At 48.8% G+C, this 18,215-nt stretch carries 15 protein-coding genes, 6 pseudogenes and 1 riboswitch; of the genes and pseudogenes, 9 read left to right on the top strand and 12 right to left on the bottom strand.

The window, feature by feature from the left end; all coding sequences use genetic code 11:
- Positions 1-47: 47 nt before the first annotated feature.
- On the bottom strand, positions 48-971 hold the full coding sequence (locus tag ACQGXV_RS28295) for an IS5 family transposase (protein WP_440863877.1): 924 nt from the start codon (positions 969-971) through the stop codon (positions 48-50).
- A 965-nt stretch (positions 972-1,936) separates the two neighbouring features.
- On the opposite strand from ACQGXV_RS28295, the gene uvrB reads away from it, so the two are divergent.
- Together uvrB and ACQGXV_RS28305 are read left to right on the top strand one after the other, a co-directional pair.
- Positions 1,937-3,949 carry an excinuclease ABC subunit UvrB gene (gene uvrB, locus ACQGXV_RS28300; RefSeq protein WP_440863879.1) on the top strand — a complete coding sequence of 671 codons (2,013 nt, stop codon included), beginning with the start codon at positions 1,937-1,939 and terminating at the stop codon, positions 3,947-3,949.
- A 25-nt stretch (positions 3,950-3,974) separates the two neighbouring features.
- Positions 3,975-4,409, top strand: a complete 435-nt coding sequence (locus ACQGXV_RS28305; RefSeq protein WP_440867656.1) for a glyoxalase — start codon at positions 3,975-3,977, stop codon at positions 4,407-4,409.
- 18 nt (positions 4,410-4,427) lie between these two features.
- Here ACQGXV_RS28305 and yvcK read toward each other — a convergent pair whose 3' ends face one another.
- From yvcK to ACQGXV_RS28340, 7 genes and pseudogenes are all read right to left on the bottom strand, one after another.
- Complete coding sequence (gene yvcK, locus ACQGXV_RS28310; RefSeq protein ID WP_440867657.1) at positions 4,428-5,336, bottom strand: uridine diphosphate-N-acetylglucosamine-binding protein YvcK; 909 nt, start codon at positions 5,334-5,336, stop codon at positions 4,428-4,430.
- Between the two features lie 238 nt (positions 5,337-5,574).
- A riboswitch (molybdenum cofactor riboswitch) is annotated at positions 5,575-5,724 on the top strand.
- 73 nt (positions 5,725-5,797) lie between these two features.
- A pseudogene (locus tag ACQGXV_RS28315) lies at positions 5,798-5,962 on the bottom strand (IS256 family transposase); the annotation flags it as partial.
- A gap of 255 nt (positions 5,963-6,217) precedes the next feature.
- Positions 6,218-6,649, bottom strand: a pseudogene (locus ACQGXV_RS28320) (IS5 family transposase); the annotation flags it as partial.
- Positions 6,650-6,670: 21 nt separating this feature from the next.
- Complete coding sequence (locus ACQGXV_RS28325; RefSeq protein WP_440862665.1) at positions 6,671-7,204, bottom strand: IS630 family transposase; 534 nt, start codon at positions 7,202-7,204, stop codon at positions 6,671-6,673.
- 190 nt (positions 7,205-7,394) lie between these two features.
- On the bottom strand, positions 7,395-7,691 hold the full coding sequence (locus ACQGXV_RS28330) for an IS630 transposase-related protein (RefSeq protein WP_440863881.1): 297 nt from the start codon (positions 7,689-7,691) through the stop codon (positions 7,395-7,397).
- Between the two features lie 35 nt (positions 7,692-7,726).
- Positions 7,727-8,221, bottom strand: a pseudogene (locus ACQGXV_RS28335) (IS5 family transposase); the annotation flags it as partial.
- A 495-nt stretch (positions 8,222-8,716) separates the two neighbouring features.
- Positions 8,717-9,411: pseudogene (locus ACQGXV_RS28340) on the bottom strand (IS256 family transposase); the annotation flags it as partial.
- An 86-nt stretch (positions 9,412-9,497) separates the two neighbouring features.
- Here ACQGXV_RS28340 and ACQGXV_RS28345 point away from each other — a divergent pair.
- Positions 9,498-10,016, top strand: coding sequence for a helix-turn-helix domain-containing protein (locus tag ACQGXV_RS28345; RefSeq protein WP_440863883.1), 519 nt, complete (start codon positions 9,498-9,500; stop codon positions 10,014-10,016).
- Positions 9,964-10,302 (top strand): transposase family protein, encoded by a 339-nt coding sequence (locus ACQGXV_RS28350; protein WP_440863885.1) that lies wholly within the window; start codon positions 9,964-9,966, stop codon positions 10,300-10,302. Before ACQGXV_RS28345 ends, ACQGXV_RS28350 begins: the two co-directional genes overlap by 53 nt.
- On the opposite strand, the gene ACQGXV_RS28355 is transcribed toward ACQGXV_RS28350, so the two are convergent.
- A complete protein-coding gene (locus ACQGXV_RS28355; protein WP_440862551.1) occupies positions 10,299-11,510 on the bottom strand; it encodes an IS256 family transposase in 1,212 nt (403 codons plus the stop codon). The genes ACQGXV_RS28350 and ACQGXV_RS28355 overlap by 4 nt on opposite strands.
- Positions 11,511-11,582: 72 nt before the next feature.
- On the opposite strand from ACQGXV_RS28355, the pseudogene ACQGXV_RS28360 reads away from it, so the two are divergent.
- The 3 genes and pseudogenes from ACQGXV_RS28360 to metF all read left to right on the top strand — a co-directional run.
- A pseudogene (locus ACQGXV_RS28360) lies at positions 11,583-11,759 on the top strand (hypothetical protein); the annotation flags it as partial.
- Positions 11,760-11,814: 55 nt separating this feature from the next.
- Entirely contained in the window at positions 11,815-12,000 is a 186-nt protein-coding gene (locus ACQGXV_RS28365) for a hypothetical protein (RefSeq protein ID WP_440863887.1), read from the top strand.
- Between the two features lie 175 nt (positions 12,001-12,175).
- Positions 12,176-13,069 carry a methylenetetrahydrofolate reductase gene (metF, locus tag ACQGXV_RS28370; protein ID WP_440863889.1) on the top strand — a complete coding sequence of 298 codons (894 nt, stop codon included), beginning with the start codon at positions 12,176-12,178 and terminating at the stop codon, positions 13,067-13,069.
- Between the two features lie 163 nt (positions 13,070-13,232).
- On the opposite strand, the gene ACQGXV_RS28375 is transcribed toward metF, so the two are convergent.
- Complete coding sequence (locus tag ACQGXV_RS28375) at positions 13,233-13,658, bottom strand: hypothetical protein (RefSeq protein ID WP_440863891.1); 426 nt, start codon at positions 13,656-13,658, stop codon at positions 13,233-13,235.
- Between the two features lie 13 nt (positions 13,659-13,671).
- Positions 13,672-14,515, bottom strand: a pseudogene (locus ACQGXV_RS28380) (IS5 family transposase).
- 492 nt (positions 14,516-15,007) lie between these two features.
- On the opposite strand from ACQGXV_RS28380, the gene oxyR reads away from it, so the two are divergent.
- Positions 15,008-15,925, top strand: coding sequence for a DNA-binding transcriptional regulator OxyR (oxyR, locus tag ACQGXV_RS28385; protein WP_440863893.1), 918 nt, complete (start codon positions 15,008-15,010; stop codon positions 15,923-15,925).
- Here oxyR and sthA read toward each other — a convergent pair.
- Complete coding sequence (gene sthA, locus ACQGXV_RS28390; protein WP_440863895.1) at positions 15,908-17,326, bottom strand: Si-specific NAD(P)(+) transhydrogenase; 1,419 nt, start codon at positions 17,324-17,326, stop codon at positions 15,908-15,910. The genes oxyR and sthA overlap by 18 nt on opposite strands.
- Before the next feature lie 217 nt (positions 17,327-17,543).
- Between sthA and fabR the strand changes: the two genes are divergently transcribed.
- Positions 17,544-18,146: an HTH-type transcriptional repressor FabR gene (gene fabR / locus ACQGXV_RS28395; protein ID WP_440863897.1), complete on the top strand. Its 603-nt coding sequence runs from the start codon at positions 17,544-17,546 to the stop codon at positions 18,144-18,146.
- The last annotated feature ends 69 nt before the right edge of the window (positions 18,147-18,215 follow it).

Here is an 18,215-nt window from a genome sequence, read left to right on the forward strand (position 1 = left end):
GAATAAATCAGAATTAGCCGACAGGATGACTCCCTCTGCTACACCTGTTATCCTATCCTGACGCTGTGTGGCATACCCAACAACGTCATACGGTTCAGCGCTTTGACCATCGCTATGGCTTCACCTACTTGAGCCTCATAGTCACGCAGGCTCAGATGGCCACCCAGCAAAGTTTTTATGCGGAACATCGCTGTTTCTGCCACTGAACGCCGGTGATAACCCACTTTCTTTTTCCACATATCATTACTCCCGCTCAGACGCTGATTCGCCACCGCATGGTTACGTTCATGGTACTTGTCCGGCCAGTATTTGGCTCCGCTTCGCGGCGGGATAAGGGGCCTGATTTTCTTTCTTAGCAACGCATCGTGGCAGTAACGGGCGTCATAAGCACCGTCTGCTGACACTTCCCTGATTTTTCGGTGGGTTTGGTTAATCAGGCCCGGCAGTGCCTGCGCATCTGTCGTTCCGCTGAGCGATAAGTCGGCACAGATAATCTCATGCGTCGCACTGTCTGCTGCCAGATGAAGCTTGCGCCACACTCTTCGTCTGTCAGCCCCATGCTGCCTGACTTTCCATTCACCTTCGCCAAAGACCTTCGGACCGGTACTGTCGATGACCAGATGCGAGATTTCACCACGCGTTGGCGTTTTTATGCTGATACTGACGGTTTTTGCCCGCCGACTGACCAGAGAGTAGTCCGGGCAGCGCAGTGGCAGGCTCATCAGTGTAAAAACCGAGTCGACAAAGCCCTGTAATGCCCGGAGCGACAGGTTAAACACGCGCTTTATCATCAAAACCGTGGTAACAGCCATATCGGTGTAGTAAAGCGGCCGACCACGACCTTCAGGCGAAGAACTGTCAGTCCATGCAGCGATGGCCGACTCATCAAGCCAGACCGTCAGGGAGCCGCGTTGTCTGAGTGCTTTTTTGTAGGTGGGCCAGTTGGTGATTTTAAACTTTTGCTTTGCCATGGGGAGCTGCTATCGGGAGCGATGATAGTGCTTTGATCCGGCGATCCCCTGAAAGTTCGATTTATTCAACAAAGCCGGTAAGCATATCACCTCTACTTAGGTGGCCAAATTCAGTATGCCACTACAAGTGTGCGAGGATTCCGAGCACGGTGAATACGGGGCGCGTCAATTACGCCTATCTGGGGTAGGCCCTTGTGAACACTCTTTCTTCGTAAAATGCTCTCCATGCCTGCCACTCTGTTCTCAGGTGGCGTCTCTTGCTTCGACTCGCCAGTTTGTGCGCCAAGACGATTTTTTGTGCAAAACGTCAAAAAACCATGCATAAGTGAAATCTTTGCAAAAACGCTAAAAAAATTCTGATTTCCCTCAGCCCCATAACGATAAGATATTTCACTAAAGCAGGAGGCGTGCGGGGTTGTGGGAGTTATCCACTACTTATGTGGATAACCATGTGCATTAGGTTTAGAAAAACGGTGGCAAGCGAGAATTGGCGCGGGTTTTTGTTGAGTTGCTGTGATTCTCTACTTTTTTGTTTAATTGATATAAATCAGTGAGTTAATTAAAATCAAGTCTCGGTTTATCACCGACTGATGGTTGCATGTTTTTACAGCACAGGTCTAACCACTTTGTTAAGACAAATACGCATTCTGGGGATAAATAGCACATTTTTAACTGGATAAATGCGTAACGATGTGTTAGCGCTTTTGGCGCCCATTTCTCTCTTCCACCCCGCTACGCTGACCGCAGGTTTACTCCGCACACCATTTTAACCAACAAATGACTGGATGCTGTTTTTATATCCAGTATACTGCATGTGAACGAATTTCTGAGGCGTGCTGTGAGCGCTTATGCGCTGTTAGCGCTATGCATGGTTAGTGCTATGCTTGACGCCTCACTCCATTGTTGAACGTTACTGTACGTTGCCTGGTCGCGCGACGTGTGGTCCACTTGCTGGTAGGTTGTTCATGAGCAAACCCTTTAAACTGCACTCCGAGTTTACCCCTTCAGGCGATCAGCCTGAAGCAATCCGTCTGTTGGAAGAGGGACTGGAAGCGGGGTTGGCGCATCAGACGTTACTGGGGGTAACCGGTTCGGGAAAAACCTTTACCATTGCCAACGTAATTGCGGATCTTAACCGTCCTACCATGGTGTTGGCACCCAACAAAACGCTGGCGGCGCAACTCTATGGTGAGATGAAAGCGTTTTTTCCCGACAATGCGGTTGAGTATTTCGTTTCTTACTATGATTACTACCAGCCTGAAGCCTATGTGCCCAGCTCGGACACCTTCATCGAGAAAGACGCCTCGGTTAACGAGCATATTGAACAGATGCGCCTGTCTGCCACCAAAGCGCTGCTTGAGCGACGCGATGTCGTGGTCGTTGCGTCAGTCTCGGCTATCTACGGACTGGGCGATCCCGATCTCTATCTGAAAATGATGCTGCACCTGACGGCCGGCATGATTATCGATCAACGTTCTATTTTACGCCGACTGACCGAACTGCAATATTCGCGCAACGATCAGGCCTTTACGCGTGGTACTTTCCGCGTGCGCGGCGAAGTGATTGATATTTTTCCGGCAGAATCCGATGAGATTGCACTGCGTGTCGAACTGTTCGATGAAGAGGTTGAACGTTTGACGCTGTTCGATCCGCTTACCGGGCAGCAGTTACAAACGGTGCCGCGTTATACCATCTACCCGAAAACCCACTATGTCACGCCGCGTGAGCGTATTCTTCAGGCGATGGAAGATATCAAAGTGGATCTCGCAGAACGTCGAAAAATATTTTTGGAAAACAATAAACTGCTGGAAGAACAGCGTTTGACACAGCGTACCCAGTTCGACCTGGAGATGATGAACGAACTCGGTTATTGCTCCGGTATCGAAAACTATTCGCGCTATCTCTCTGGGCGCGGGCCGGGCGAGGCGCCGCCGACGCTGTTTGACTACCTGCCTGCCGATGGATTGCTGGTGATCGATGAGTCCCACGTGACCATCCCACAATTGGGCGGCATGTATCGCGGTGACCGGGCGCGTAAAGAAACGCTGGTCGAATATGGTTTTCGTCTGCCGTCAGTGCTGGACAACCGGCCGATGAAGTTTGAGGAGTTTCAAGCGCTCGCGCCGCAAATCATCTATGTTTCAGCAACGCCCGGTAATTATGAGTTGGAACATTCCGGCAGCGATGTCGTCGATCAGGTCGTACGCCCAACGGGGCTGCTCGATCCACTGCTCGAAGTGCGTCCGGTTGCGACGCAGGTGGAAGATTTGCTGTCTGAAATCCGCAAACGCGTTGTGCTGAACGAGCGCGTGCTGGTCACCACTTTAACTAAACGCATGGCAGAAGATCTCACCGAATACCTTGAAGAACACGGTGAGCGCGTGCGTTACCTGCACTCGGACATTGACACCGTCGAGCGCGTTGAGATTATCCGCGATCTGCGACTGGGCGAATTTGATGTGCTGGTGGGCATTAACCTGCTCAGAGAAGGGTTGGACATGCCAGAAGTGTCGCTGGTGGCCATTCTGGACGCTGACAAAGAGGGCTTCCTGCGTTCGGAACGCTCCTTGATTCAGACCATCGGCCGTGCCGCACGTAACCTCAATGGTAAAGCCATTCTGTATGGGGACAAGATAACGCCCTCGATGCAGCGCGCCATTCAGGAAACGGAGCGGCGACGCGAGAAGCAGCAAACCTACAACGAGGCGCACGGGATTGTGCCTACCCGGCTTAACAAGAAAATCGACGATATTTTGCAACTGGGTCGGCCGACGGCTAAGGGTAAGGGGCGTGGTAGCCGTAAAGCGGCTGAACCTGCCGCAGAGTACATGGTGCTGACACCCAAGGCGCTGGAGCAAAAAATTCGTGAATTGGAGGGCCAAATGATTACGCATGCGCAGAATTTGGAATTTGAAGAGGCTGCAGCATTGCGTGACCAGATTCATGCCTTACGTGAGCGATTTATCGCTGCATCCTGATTTCCCTGTGGAGCAAGGAGCCGACATGACATTTTCTCTACCCGATGTGGATGTACTGTTTATCGCGGGCTTCGGGCCAATCGTTGCGGACGCGGTGGCCAGTCGATCGCTCTATCTGGACACGTTACATTTGCCGCTTAAACCGCTGGGAGAATCGAGCGATTATCTGGTCGCCGATACGCTCGATGGAGTGAAACATTTTGCGCTGTGGCCGTTGGCGCAGGCGAGCCAATCCTGCTTCGGCACTGACCGCTGGCCGGATGATGTCACCGGGCCGCAAAGCTGGTTGGAGTTTGAAGTTGCTGATATGGCGGCCGCTACGGCTGCGATTAAACGGGCGGGGTATACCTTGCTGGTAGATAACCGACTCGAGCCGTGGGGGCAATGGGTGACACGTTTCCTTAGCCCGGAAGCCATTTTAGTTGGTGTTACCCATACGCCGTGGCTACGCGGGGAATAGCCCTCGGTTGCTGCACGGTTAGCCCAGGTGTTGCAGGGTAATTTCCAGCGCCTGGCGCAGCAGTTCGCGATCGTGATGGTGCGGCACGTCGGCCGCGCTTAACGCCTGTTGCATGATGAGACGATCGTTGATGCCCTGCACCGAGGTGTGTGGACTAACGATAACCGCATCCACCACTTTACGCCCCACCTTGTTTTCGATCATGGCGAGCTTTTGTGCCAGCGTCATATGGGCAGCGGCCTGATTGAGCTCTCGGCCCAGATTCCCGATATAGACCATCTGCGCTGGCGTGCGGCGTAGGGCACGCGCCAGATCGTCCAGCAACAGCAGGGGCATCAGACTGGTCAGAAAGCTGCCCGGACCAATCAGGATCACATCGGCCTGATCGATAGCATCAATCGCTTCCTGCGTCGCCTTGACCACCGGGTGGAGTTGCAGTTCCTGTGGCAGTACGTTCAGATTGTCTATTTGCACTTCACCGTAGATTTGGTTTCCGCCGGTGTCGGTAGCGACCAGATCGACGGGGTGTTCAGACATCGGGATCAGCACCGCATCCACTTTCAGCAGCCCACGAATCAGGTTGATGGCTTCCAGCGGCCGCACGCTCAGATGATCCAGCGCTTTGAGCATCAGGTTGCCCAGATTGTGTCCAGCGAGTTCGCCGCTGCCGGTGAAACGGTATTCAAACATGGCGGAGGCCACACTGGGGCTAGTGATCAGTTGATTCAGGCAGTTGCGCATGTCTCCCCAGGCGATGCCACCCTCTGCGCGGCGGATCCTTCCCGTCGAACCGCCATTATCGGTGGTTGTCACAATGCCGGTGAGTCGTGAACCCAATGAAGACAGTGATGACATGACGCGACCGAGGCCGTGCCCGCCACCCAGCGCGACAACCTTGTCGAGATCGGCTAACGTGCGATTGCGCATAGAGACCTTTTGCATAAGAGGGGGGAATTCACGTCGCTAAGGTAGCTGATTTCTCAGATAAAGGCGAAAAAAACCAAAAATCTTTGCGGCAGGATGATTTACGACAATTTTTTCCGTCCCTTTTCGACTATGCTGAAAGCCTGTGTAAGAGAAAAAACCTTTATATATACGCTATATACATAAATATATAACGAATAACTGGGTGACGTAGCGCGTGAGTAACACTAGACTCTTCTTTGATTAAATCAGACTCCTAGCCTTTGTGCCTAAGTGATGTGGCAGTGACTGCATCATACGGTGCTCTGGCCGTGACCCTTGAGGTCACCAGGGTGCAGGGGAGAAATGCCCGCGCCTACCGAATTTGGAAAGGTGTTTATGCTAAGTCAATTGACGGATGCGTTTGCGCGCAAGTTTTACTATTTGCGAGTCTGTAAAGAATTTCGTGTAAATGGCTCCATCGCTTAACCGGAAATCCGATCTCCACACATCAACATGAATTGGCTCATAGCCGTTTTCCAGTCTCTGATTGGTAGGGTCCATTTAGCCGAGATATTATGCAAGGCTAGATAGAATAATTTTAGCACCGAGTCATCCGTTGGAAATATTCGTCGCGTTTTCGTTATCTTGGGCTTTGTTGAATAAATCAGAATTAGCCGACAGGATGACTCCCTCTGCTACACCTGTTAGGCTTTGTTGAATAATTTAAGATACTGATTTATATGAGCATTATAAAATTTCAGCGACTAATTTTTCCTCTCGGAATGCTTTTTATTGTGCTAACTATTTGATTTGTCGTTCTAACAAAATACATTCTCTGTAAATGCATTCTAACTAAAGAAGATGTAAATCAAACGGTTAAATTATTCAACAAAGCCCACCTGTTATCCTATCCTGACGCTGTGTGGCATACCCAACAACGTCATACGGTTCAGCGCTTTGACCATCGCTATGGCTTCACCTACTTGAGCCTCATAGTCACGCAGGCTCAGATGGCCACCCAGCAAAGTTTTTATGCGGAACATCGCTGTTTCTGCCACTGAACGCCGGTGATAACCCACTTTCTTTTTCCACATATCATTACTCCCGCTCAGACGCTGATTCGCCACCGCATGGTTACGTTCATGGTACTTGTCCGGCCAGTATTTGGCTCCGCTTCGCGGCGGGATAAGGGGCCTGATTTTCTTTCTTAGCAACGCATCGTGGCAGTAACGGGCGTCATAAGCACCGTCTGCTGACACTTCCCTGATTTTTCGGTGGGTTTGGTTAATCAGGCCCGGCAGTGCCTGCGCATCTGTCGTTCCGCTGAGCGATATAGCCAAGCGACTTAATTTTGATTACACCATATGGACTGAGAACAAACTCTCTGTATCGCAACCCATCTCTCTTTTTTTGCTTTTTGCTTGTGCCCATTTATGCTCAATTGGGTTAAGATCTGGCGAATATGTAGGCAAATACTCCACCATATACCCTGCATCGATGATGACTTGTTGAATATTATGTTTTTTGTGAAAAGTGGCATTGTCCATCATGATTACACTGTTTTTAGGGAGTACTGGGATAAGGACTTGTGTGACCCAGGCATAGAAAACATCGCTGTTAATATTGATATCAAATAATCCGATAGCAAACAGCGTTGTGCCTAATAAAGCGCCGATAACATTTGTTCTTCCCCTAGCTCCCCAGTTCTTCAGGCCAAAACACCGTTGACCTTTTGGGGAATAGCCGTGAGTCCGTGGGGCATCGTGTGAAAAACCACTTTCATCAATAAAAACAATAGGTTTACCTTCTTTTTCATACTGTTGTTTTTTTTGTTGAAATCCCTGCCGGGCGTTTTCGTCGGCTTTCGGATGACGTAGAGTTTTTTTTATAGGTCAATCCCAGGCTTTGTTGAATAATTTAAGATACTGATTTATATAAGCATTATAAAATTTCAACGACTAATTTTTCCTCTCGGAATGCTTTTTATTGTGCTAACTATTTGATTTGTCGTTCTAACAAAATACATTCTCTGTAAATGCATTCTAACTAAAGAAGATGTAAATCAAACGGTTAAATTATTCAACAAAGCCTCAATCCCAGCTTTTTAAGCGCTTGCCAAATGGCCTTCTGACAAACGCCAAAACGCTCTGCACGTTCTTTTTTGTAAGCATCTGGATATTGTTCAACATCTTTTATCAACTCGGATTTATCGATCTTTCGCTGACGCGTGGTCGATGCTTTTGACTCTATTTGATTAATCCAACGCGATACAGAGGCAGGGCCAATCCGAAATTGCTTCGCTGTTTCTCGGATACTCAACCCTTCGTTTTTCCGTGTAGATATCACTTTACGTCTAAAATCAATTGAATAGCTCATTTAAATAATGTAATCAAAATTAAGTCGTTTAGCTATAAGTCGGCACAGATAATCTCATGCGTCGCACTGTCTGCTGCCAGATGAAGCTTGCGCCACACTCTTCGTCTGTCAGCCCCATGCTGCCTGACTTTCCATTCACCTTCGCCAAAGACCTTCAGACCGGTACTGTCGATGACCAGATGCGAGATTTCACCACGCGTTGGCGTTTTTATGCTGATACTGACGGTTTTTGCCCGCCGACTGACCAGAGAGTAGTCCGGGCAGCGCAGTGGCAGGCTCATCAGTGTAAAAACCGAGTCGACAAAGCCCTGTAATGCCCGGAGAGACAGGTTAAACACGCGCTTTATCATCAAAACCGTGGTAACAGCCATATCGGTGTAGTAAAGCGGCCGACCACGACCTTCAGGCGAAGAACTGTCAGTCCATGCAGCGATGGCCGACTCATAAAGCCAGACCGTCAGGGAGCCGCGTTGTCTGAGTGCTTTGTTGTAGGTGGGCCAGTTGGTGATTTTAAACTTTTGCTTTGCCATGGGGAGCTGCTATCGGGAGCGATGATAGTGCTTTGATCCGGCGATCGGCTTTGTTGAATAATTTAACCGTTTGATTTACATCTTCTTTAGTTAGAATGCATTTACAGAGAATGTATTTTGTTAGAACGACAAATCAAATAGTTAGCACAATAAAAAGCATTCCGAGAGGAAAAATTAGTCGTTGAAATTTTATAATGCTTATATAAATCAGTATCTTAAATTATTCAACAAAGCCCGGGCGATCCCCTGAAAGTTCGATTTATTCAACAAAGCCGTTATCTTGCGCAATGAAGCATTTAACGACTGGCTTTGTTGAATAATTTAACCGTTTGATTTACATCTTCTTTAGTTAGAATGCATTTACAGAGAATGTATTTTGTTAGAACGACAAATCAAATAGTTAGCACAATAAAAAGCATTCCGAGAGGAAAAATTAGTCGTTGAAATTTTATAATGCTTATATAAATCAGTATCTTAAATTATTCAACAAAGCCTTAACGACTCTATCGCGTTGGTGGTGTAGATAACCTTGCGGATCTCCGGCGGAAAATCAAAAATGACGATGAGACGTTCCCAATTATTTCTCCACGATGGGCTGATCGTCGGGAACTGCTCATCCCATTTGTCCGCGAAGGCATCCAGGGCCTCTTCAGCGCCCTCTAGCGTTGCGGAACTATAGATAGTGCGGAGGTCAGCAGCAACGGCTTTACGCTCTTTCCAGCCGACGTAGCGCAGCGAGTTCCGCACCTGATGCACGATGCAGAGCTGTACCCGCGTATGCGGGTAAACAGCTTCAATGGTATCAGGAAAGCCCTTCAGGCCATCGCAGCAGGCGATGAAGATGTCCTGTAGCCCACGACTTTTCAGTTCTGTCATTACAGATAACCAGAACTTGGCCCCTCGGTTTTGGCTATCCATAGCCCCAGCAGCTCTTTTTCGCCCTGGCCGTTGATGCCTAGAGCCAAGTAAACAGACTTGTTGGTCACGGCTCCGCCGTCCTGGCTTTTGACCACAATACAGTCAAGGTAAACAATGGGATAAAACGCATCCAGCGGCCGTTGCTGCCAGCGCTTAACGTCATCCATCACGGCATTGGTCACTTGAGAAATGAAGCCAGCGGAAACATCGACCCCGTAGACTTCTTTAAAGTGAGCCTGAATATCACGGGTTGATAGCCCTCTGGAATAGAGAAAACTAGTTGCTGAATAGAGACTTGCATTTTTTGTCAGGCTATTGAGAATAAAAAGAGGTTTAACTTAGAGAATAAAGGTTTGAAATGATCAACAAAGAGCGGTTGTTACGAGATAATCGTTTATGTAAAGCAATCATTGGATTATCAGTCGAAGAATTGAAAAATTTAGCCGCTGAATTTTCAGCTTGTTATTTGATTTATCGGAAAAAGAATCGAAAAGATCACGAGCGGCAGATGGGTGCAGGGCAGAAAGGATTTATCCCAACCCCATTAGATAAACTGCTTTTTATTTTATTGTATTTAAAATGTTATCCGACCTATGATTTGCAAGGACTTCTTTTTGGTTTAGATAGAACACGGGTATGTCGCTGGGTAAAAATATTATTGCCGGTTTTAGAGATGACCTTGAGGCGAGAATGTGTTTTGCCCGCTCGTCAAATTCGCTCTGCTGAGGAATTTTTTCGCGCCTTTCCTGGAGTTAAAGACGTCTTTATTGATGGGACAGAGCGACCTGTCCAAAAGCCTAAGAATCTGCGTCGGCGAAAAAAAAATGTATTCGGGAAAGAAAAGACAGACCACTCGAAAAGGGCTTATTATGACTGACGAAACAAGGCAAATTGGATTTATCCCCATGAGCAAAAATGGGCGCCGTCACGATAAACGCTTACTCTATAAAGTCGATATAATTCGCCATATTCCTCCTGAGGTAACCATCTGGACAGATACCGGTTTTCAAGGTATAGATAAACAGCATCCTAATACACAAATCCCAAAAAAAGGAACTCGAAAAAGACCTTTATCGCCTGAACAAAAACAAGAAAATAAAATAATCTCGGGCATCCGTATTAGAGTCTGTAAAGAATTTTGTGTAAATGGCTCCATTGCTTAACCGGAGATTCGTTCTCCATACATCAACATGAATTGGCTCATAGCAGGTTTCCAGTCTCTGATTGGCAAGGTCCATTTAGCAGAGATATTATGCAAGGCTAGATAGAGTAATTTTATCACCGAGTCATCCGTTGGAAATATTCGTCGCGTTTTCGTTATCTTGCGCAATGAAGCATTTAACGACTCTATCGCGTTGGTGGTGTAGATAACCTTGCGGATCTCCGGCGGAAAGTCAAAAATGACGATGAGACGTTCCCAATTATTTCTCCACGACGGGCTGATCGTCGGGAACTGTTCATCCCATTTGGCCGCGAAGGCATCCAGGGCCTCTTCAGCGCCCTCTAGCGTTGCGGAACTATAGATGGTGCGCAGGTCAGCAGCAACGGCCTTACGCTCTTTCCAGCCGACGTAGCGCAGCGAGTTCCGCACCTGATGCACAATGCAGAGCTGTACCCGCGTATGCGGGTAAACAGCTTCAATGGCATCAGGAAAGCCTTTCAGGCCATCGCAGCAGGCGACGAAGATGTCCTTTAGCCCACGATTTTTCAGTTCTGTCATCACAGATAACCAGAACTTGGCCCCCTCAGTTTTGGCTATCCATAGCCCCAGCAGCTCTTTTTCGCCCTGGCCGTTGACGCCGAGGGCCAGATAAACAGACTTGTTGGCCACGGCTCCGCCGTCCTGGCTTTTGACAACAATACAGTCAAGGTAAACAATGGGATAAAGCGCATCCAGCGGCCGTTGCTGCCAGCGCTTAACTTCATCCATCACAGCATTGGTCACTTGAGAAATGAAGCCAGCGGAAACATCGACCCCGTAGACTTCTTTAAAGTGTGCCTGAATATCACGGGTTGATAACCCTCTGGAATAGAGAGAAATAATGCGGTCATCGAAGCCGTTAAGCTGTTTTTCGTGCTTACCGATCAGTGTCGGCTCGAAGGTACTGTTGCGGTCGCGCGGAATATCGAGCTCGATCTCCCCATTTTGGCTACGTACGCTCTTGGATGTCTTGCCATTGCGTGAGTTGCCTGAATGATTACCAGCCGGGTCATGCTTAGCATACCCAAGGTGCATCTCCATCTCAGCTTCAAGAACCCGTTCCGCCAGTCTTTTAGTCAGCACCTTGAGTAGGCCTGATTCACCCAGCAGATCCTGAGGGGAGTGACAATCTTGAAGCAGTTGGTCAATAAGTTCGTTGCTGATAGGCATTTTGTTATCCTTTGAAGGTTTTCCTCAAAATGCCATTTACACAGATTATTTTACAGTCTCTTATCGCCTGAACAAAAACAAGAAAATAAAATAATCTCGGGCATCCGTATTACAGTTGAACACGCCATCGCGGGTATCAAGCGCCTCGGTTGCATGACCCAAATTTTACGGAATCGTAGACCCTTTATTGATGATACCTTCTTACTCCTTAGCGCCGGTCTTTGGAATTTCCATCTCAGAACAGCGTAAAATTTACTTCAATCACCGAAACACCCTTATTTCACTATTAAGCAACACGCTTCATGTGCACCGTCCTGCCAGCGGTAACTGGCGCGGTATCACCTTTACTACGGTGCGCGGTACCAACCACCAGTCTGCACTGCGTTTTGTCCCCGGTTTTGACATCAGCCAGGAAACGCCGCAGTACGCTATTTTCTGGGTAACGGCGCAGGGGCATACGGTACATTTCAACGACATTCCCGCCCTGTAACACGGGGTGGGACAGTATGATGAAAAAAATTCATTTACCTTGAATAATCATCAACAGCTTTTAAACGAAATTCGTTGACTCTTGGTTGAGATTTCGTCATTTTCTATATAGACGTCTAAACGTATAGATGTTCGATAAATTATGACGGTAACGTGACGACAAGGGTGGCAAGGGTATGAGTTTTTTTCACGCAAACCAGCGGGAAGCGCTGAATCGCCGCCTGGCGGAGCTCCAAGGGCAAATCAATGTTTCCTTTGAATTTTTCCCGCCGAAAACCAGTGAAATGGAAGAAACGCTGTGGAACTCAATTGACCGCCTGAGCAACCTGAAACCCAAGTTTGTTTCTGTTACCTACGGTGCAAACTCTGGCGAACGTGACCGCACTCACAGCATTATCAAGACGATCAAAGAGCGTACCGGGCTGGAAGCTGCGCCGCACCTGACTTGTATTGATGCTTATCGCGAGCAACTGATTGAAATAGCACAGGATTACTGGCAGAGCGGTATTCGCCATATTGTAGCGCTGCGTGGGGATTTACCGCCGCAAGGGGGCAAACCGGACATGTATGCCGCCGATTTGGTGAGCCTGCTGAAAAGCGTCGGTGATTTTGATATCTCGGTCGCGGCTTATCCGGAAGTTCACCCAGAGGCCAAAAGCGCGCAGGCCGATCTGATTAACCTGAAGAAAAAGATTGATGCGGGGGCCAATCGTGCCATCACACAGTTCTTTTTCGATGTCGAAAGCTATTTACGTTTTCGCGATCGTTGCGTTGCCACGGGCATTGATGTGGAGATTGTGCCGGGCATTCTGCCGGTTTCCAACTTCAAACAGTTACAACGCTTCGCCACCATGACGAACGTGCGCGTGCCGAACTGGATGACGGCAATGTTTGATGGGCTGGATAACGATGCTGACACCCGCAAAATGGTGGGGGCAGCCATCGCCATGGACATGGTGAAAATCCTCAGCCGTGAGGGTGTGAAAGATTTCCACTTCTATACGCTCAACCGTGCGGAGTTGAGTTATGCGATTTGCCATACACTGGGTGTAAGACCTGCCGTTAACTGATCAAAAGCTATACCCTAAACAATTCGAGTTGTAGGAAGGCGGCAAGCGAATGAATCCCGATGAGCTTACTCAGGTAAGTGATTCGGGTGAATGCGTGCAGCCAACGCGCCTGCAGCTTGAAGTATGATGGGTATATCATGGCAGTGCGTAACCGTTACCACTGTCATTTAGTGCGTTTTTCTTTTCCTTTTTTTCCCCCTATTGCTTTGCTGGTTGTCGGGTGCTCCCTGCGATCGGGCTCCGGCTCTGATTCATAGGCTGACATCTCAGAATCCGATTCTGTATCGTAGTCTTTGGCTCGCTCATTAAGAATATAGCCATAGGTTTTTTCCTCTAGTTTGTCCAGACGAGGAATTTTACTGAAGTTATGTTTTTGAGGATTATTGATAATAATCTCTAAACATCTCCGCGTATCTTTTAATATGGATTCCAGTTCTTGTTTTCGCTTAGTGCGCAATGCTGGGGGATTATCAGGCATTGATTTAACGCGCCATAACCTTATGATGATATCATTGATATCACCGTTGCTGACATGTTTATCTGCCGGTAAACGTGAGTAGTGACATCTCCCTTGCTGGTATATTTTCATTAGGCTGTGTCCCTTAATTACGTAACCGGGCGTAAAACAAGCGGATGCAGCCCAGTTTCACCATTGCTAGATAGTTTCTTGCCGTTTTTTCATAACGTGTGGCAATCCGTCTATATTCCTTTAAACGGCCAAAACATCTTTCTACAACGTTGCGACGGCGATAAGCATCACGATAAAGTTGTGAGCGTCCATCTGAAGCCAGTTTTTCATTTGATTTTCGGGGAATAACCGCTCTTATCCCTTTTCTTTTCAACTTGTTACGGAGTGCATTGCCAGAGTAGGCTTTGTCAGCCAGTACCGCATGACCACGACGCTTCATGCTACCGTTCTGCCGTTGCACGCCAATGCCGTCCAGGAGTCGTAACGCGAACAGGCTTTCGTGAGCCTGCCCAGCACTCAGTACGATATTTAGCGGGATGCCGCTTCCGTCAGCCGCCATGTGGATTTTGGTGCCATAACCACCTCGTGAGCGACCCAGGCTGTTATCGTTGGTAATATCGGGATGTTTTTTTGAGCGCCAGCCGCACATTTGAGCGCACGGATATTCTGCCATCCAGCGCAATGGCTGACCAGTCAACAAGTCCATGAGCATCAAGAAATGAAAGTAACCTATTAAAAATAATGTTAATAACTCCAGACTTTGACCATCTATTGAAACGGTTATAAACGGTTTTCCATGGGCCGTAACGTTCAGGTAAATCACGCCATGGGGCACCTGAACACAGTATCCAGAACATGCCGTTGACGATTTTGCGATGTTCTGCCCATGGCCGGCCTGCCTGCGGAGATGTCAAAACGGTTGGTAACAAGCGCTCAATGATTGCCCATGCTTCATCAGAAAGATCGTAGCGAGCCATAATCCAAAGTGTCTTAGAAACAGATGGATACTATAGCTCAAGCAATTAAGGGACACAGCCTAGTATTCTTTCTCAGTTTGCGGTCTTTTCCGGACTTTAACCCGATTGACGCTGAGGGAGCACTAAATTTCGCTACTGATGTGGGTCACTCGCTGGCCCGATTCCACTTTTTATTCAAGCTTCATTGATATGTTGCAGGGTAAAATAATTATGTCATTATTGATGCGCTATGTTATTACCACTACCTCGGTAAAGTGTGTCGGCTTTGTGTGTTTTTAATATTTGGCATCTTATGACTATCCAGCATTGAAGGTCTTATAAAATTTCAATAGTGAAACAAATTTCATTTTCTTAACGCCGTCGCTGGTTATATTTTTTAACCGATAAGATACCGTTGTTGTCGGGAAACAAACGTTTTCTTTGTTGATAGGTGTTACCATTGATTGGTATCCCACCTATCGTTTTTGGCTATCGTGTTAAGGATAATGATAAATGAACATTCGGGATCTAGAGTATCTGGTGGCGTTAGCTGAACACCGTCATTTTCGGCGTGCAGCGGACTCTTGCCATGTCAGCCAACCGACGCTCAGCGGTCAAATTCGTAAACTGGAAGATGAACTGGGCGTGATGTTATTGGAACGCACCAGCAGAAAAGTGTTGTTTACTCAGGCTGGCTTGCTACTGGTCGAACAGGCAAGAACCGTGCTGCGCGAAGTCAAAGTGCTTAAAGAGATGGCGAGCCAACAGGGAGAGACCATGTCTGGCCCGCTGCATATTGGGCTGATCCCCACCGTTGGTCCTTATCTGCTGCCGAATATCATTCCCATGCTGCACCGCACGTTCCCTAAGCTGGAAATGTACCTGCACGAAGCTCAGACGCATCAGCTACTGGCACATCTGGATAGCGGCAAGCTGGACTGCGCCATTCTCGCGATGGTCAAGGAATCGGAAGCATTTATCGAAGTCCCACTGTTTGATGAACCCATGAAGCTGGCGATTTATCATGATCATCCGTGGGCAAACCGTGAGCGTGTTGCCATGTCCGATCTGGCCGGTGAAAAACTGCTGATGCTGGAAGACGGGCATTGCCTGCGCGATCAGGCATTGGGGTTCTGCTTCCAGGCCGGGGCAGATGAAGATACGCATTTTCGTGCCACCAGCCTGGAAACGCTGCGCAACATGGTCGCCGCCGGCAGTGGGATCACCTTGTTGCCTTCGCTGGCGGTGCCTCATGAGCGCCAGCGTGATGGTGTTTGTTATTTACCGTGCTACAAGCCGGAGCCGAAGCGAACTGTCGCGCTGGTGTACCGCCCGGGATCGCCACTGCGCGGTCGCTATGAACAATTGGCGGACGCTGTGCGGGAACATATGCAGCACTATTTGGACAGCGCATTAAAACAGGCGGTTTAATCCATTAAGTGCAGCCACCCGGTAAGCTTCGGCCATCGTTGGGTAATTAAAGGTTGTATTAACGAAATATTCGATAGTATTCCCTTCGCCTTTTTGCTCCATGATGGCCTGGCCGATGTGAATGATTTCTGCCGCACGCTCGCCAAAGCAGTGAATACCGAGAATTTGCCTGGTTTCTCGGTGGAAAAGAATCTTCAGGCTCCCCACGTTCATGCCAACGATTTGCGCCCGCGCCAGATGCTTGAACTGCGCGCGCCCAACCTCATAAGGCACTTTCATTGCCGTAAGCTCCTGCTCGGTTTTTCCTACGGAGCTGATTTCCGGAATGGTATAGATCCCTGTCGGGATATCTTCGATAAGGTGTGCACTGGCATCGCCTTTGACGATGGCTTGCGCCGCCAATCGTCCCTGATCGTAGGCCGCTGAAGCCAGGCTGGGATAGCCGATAACGTCGCCCACCGCGTAAATGTGTGCCAGCGCGGTTTGGTACATGCTGTTGACTTTCAACTGGCCGCGCCCATCGTGCACCAAACCGATTTTTTCCAGCCCTAACATCTCCGTGTTGCCGGTGCGCCCATTGGCGTACAGCAAGCAGTCGGCCTTCATCTTTTTACCGGATTTAAGATGAACAATGACGCCGTCAGCGGTACCCTCGATCGATTCGAACTCTTCGTTATGACGAATTACTACGCCATTGTTCCAAAAATGGTAGGACAAGGCGTCAGACATTTCCTGATCGAGAAACGCCAGCAGGCGATCGCGGGTGTTGATCAGATCCACTTTTACGCTCAGACCACGAAAGATTGAGGCATATTCGCAGCCAATCACGCCTGCGCCATAAATGATCACGTGCTGGGGTTCGTGATCCAGTTCCAGAATGGAATCGCTGTCGTAAATACGGGGATGTGCAAAGTCTACATTTGCCGGGTGGTAGGGGCGCGAGCCCGTGGCAATGATAATGTGGGCGGCGGTGAGCGTATCTTGCATATTATCGGGATACTGCACGGCAACCGTGTGTTCATCGATGAAATGCGCTTCACCTGAAAATATTTCGCAATGGTTACGTTCGTAAAAACCCTGGCGCATACGGGTTTGCTGGCCGATGACGCTGTCGGCGTGGCGTAGGATATCGGAGAACGAGGAGCGAATAGGGCGTGCATTATCGCTATACAGCGGGTTCTGGTTAAATTCGATGATGCGGCTGACAGCATGGCGCAAAGCTTTGGAGGGGATGGTTCCCCAGTGCGTGCATCCGCCGCCGACGTTGTTATATCGCTCGATGACGGCCACTCTGGCACCTTGCTTGACCAGCCCCATCGCGGCCCCTTCGCCGCCTGGGCCGGAACCAATGATGATGGCATCATAATCAAACGGTTGCTGAATCTGTGCTTGCTGTGTCATGGTAGGGTAATCCTGTTTTTATACAAGCCGATAACGCTATTGTAACACTGCCGCGTTCATAACCCAATTTATCCCTGTTGCTGGTATGACAATCGTCTGTCTCATTTTCAATATGGCAAACTTTGTCTCAGTATGTCGCAAGTAAAGTTTGCTATAGTGCTTTTCTGGAGAGGAACGCGGATGGTGTCAGCTGAATATGTGTGTCGGAACACAAAATATGGGTGTCAGAGCACAACAAAAAGAACGCACTCGCCGTTCCTTAATCGAAGCTGCTTTCAGTCAACTCAGCGCCGAACGGAGTTTCGCCAGCCTGAGCTTGCGTGAGGTCGCGCGTGAGGCGGGCATCGCTCCCACCTCTTTTTATCGCCACTTCCGCGATGTCGATGAATTGGGTTTGAGCATGGTCGATGAAAGCGGCCTGATGTTGCGTCAACTGATGCGACAGGCACGCCAACGCATTGCCAAAAGCGGTAGCGTTATTCGTACATCGGTCGCCACCTTTATGGAGTTCATTGGCAATAACCCCAATGCGTTCCGCCTGTTGCTGCGTGAACGTTCGGGCACCTCCGCCGCGTTTCGTGCTGCTGTTGCCCGTGAAATCCAGCATTTTATTGCGGAACTGGCGGACTATCTTGAAGTGGAAAATCATATCCCGCGTGAATTTGCGGAGGCCCAGTCTGAAGCGATGGTCACGATTGTGTTTAGCGCTGGCGCAGAGGCGTTGGACGTTGGGCTTGAACAACGGCGGCAATTGGAAGAACGTCTGGTGCTGCAATTACGCCTGATTGCCAAAGGGGCTTACTACTGGTACAGAAAGTAACATGAGAAGGAAGTGAATACTTCTGACGTGTAGCAGCGAGCCTGAGGTGACGTTTCCCTCTGTTAAGGC

The organism is Symbiopectobacterium purcellii (genome assembly GCF_052050035.1).
In the GTDB taxonomy this organism is placed as follows: domain Bacteria; phylum Pseudomonadota; class Gammaproteobacteria; order Enterobacterales; family Enterobacteriaceae; genus Symbiopectobacterium; species Symbiopectobacterium purcellii_A.

Bases quoted from the DNA above. Each gene is read 5' to 3' on its own strand.
- ACQGXV_RS28295 (WP_440863877.1), bottom strand. From the start codon at position 971: ATGGCAAAGCAAAAGTTTAAAATCACCAACTGGCCCACCTACAAAAAA.
- uvrB (WP_440863879.1), top strand. From the start codon at position 1,937: ATGAGCAAACCCTTTAAACTGCACTCCGAGTTTACCCCTTCAGGCGAT.
- ACQGXV_RS28305 (WP_440867656.1), top strand. From the start codon at position 3,975: ATGACATTTTCTCTACCCGATGTGGATGTACTGTTTATCGCGGGCTTC.
- yvcK (WP_440867657.1), bottom strand. From the start codon at position 5,336: ATGCGCAATCGCACGTTAGCCGATCTCGACAAGGTTGTCGCGCTGGGT.
- ACQGXV_RS28330 (WP_440863881.1), bottom strand. From the start codon at position 7,691: ATGAGCTATTCAATTGATTTTAGACGTAAAGTGATATCTACACGGAAA.
- ACQGXV_RS28345 (WP_440863883.1), top strand. From the start codon at position 9,498: ATGATCAACAAAGAGCGGTTGTTACGAGATAATCGTTTATGTAAAGCA.
- ACQGXV_RS28350 (WP_440863885.1), top strand. From the start codon at position 9,964: ATGTATTCGGGAAAGAAAAGACAGACCACTCGAAAAGGGCTTATTATG.
- ACQGXV_RS28355 (WP_440862551.1), bottom strand. From the start codon at position 11,510: ATGCCTATCAGCAACGAACTTATTGACCAACTGCTTCAAGATTGTCAC.
- metF (WP_440863889.1), top strand. From the start codon at position 12,176: ATGAGTTTTTTTCACGCAAACCAGCGGGAAGCGCTGAATCGCCGCCTG.
- ACQGXV_RS28375 (WP_440863891.1), bottom strand. From the start codon at position 13,658: ATGAAAATATACCAGCAAGGGAGATGTCACTACTCACGTTTACCGGCA.
- oxyR (WP_440863893.1), top strand. From the start codon at position 15,008: ATGAACATTCGGGATCTAGAGTATCTGGTGGCGTTAGCTGAACACCGT.
- sthA (WP_440863895.1), bottom strand. From the start codon at position 17,326: ATGACACAGCAAGCACAGATTCAGCAACCGTTTGATTATGATGCCATC.
- fabR (WP_440863897.1), top strand. From the start codon at position 17,544: ATGGGTGTCAGAGCACAACAAAAAGAACGCACTCGCCGTTCCTTAATC.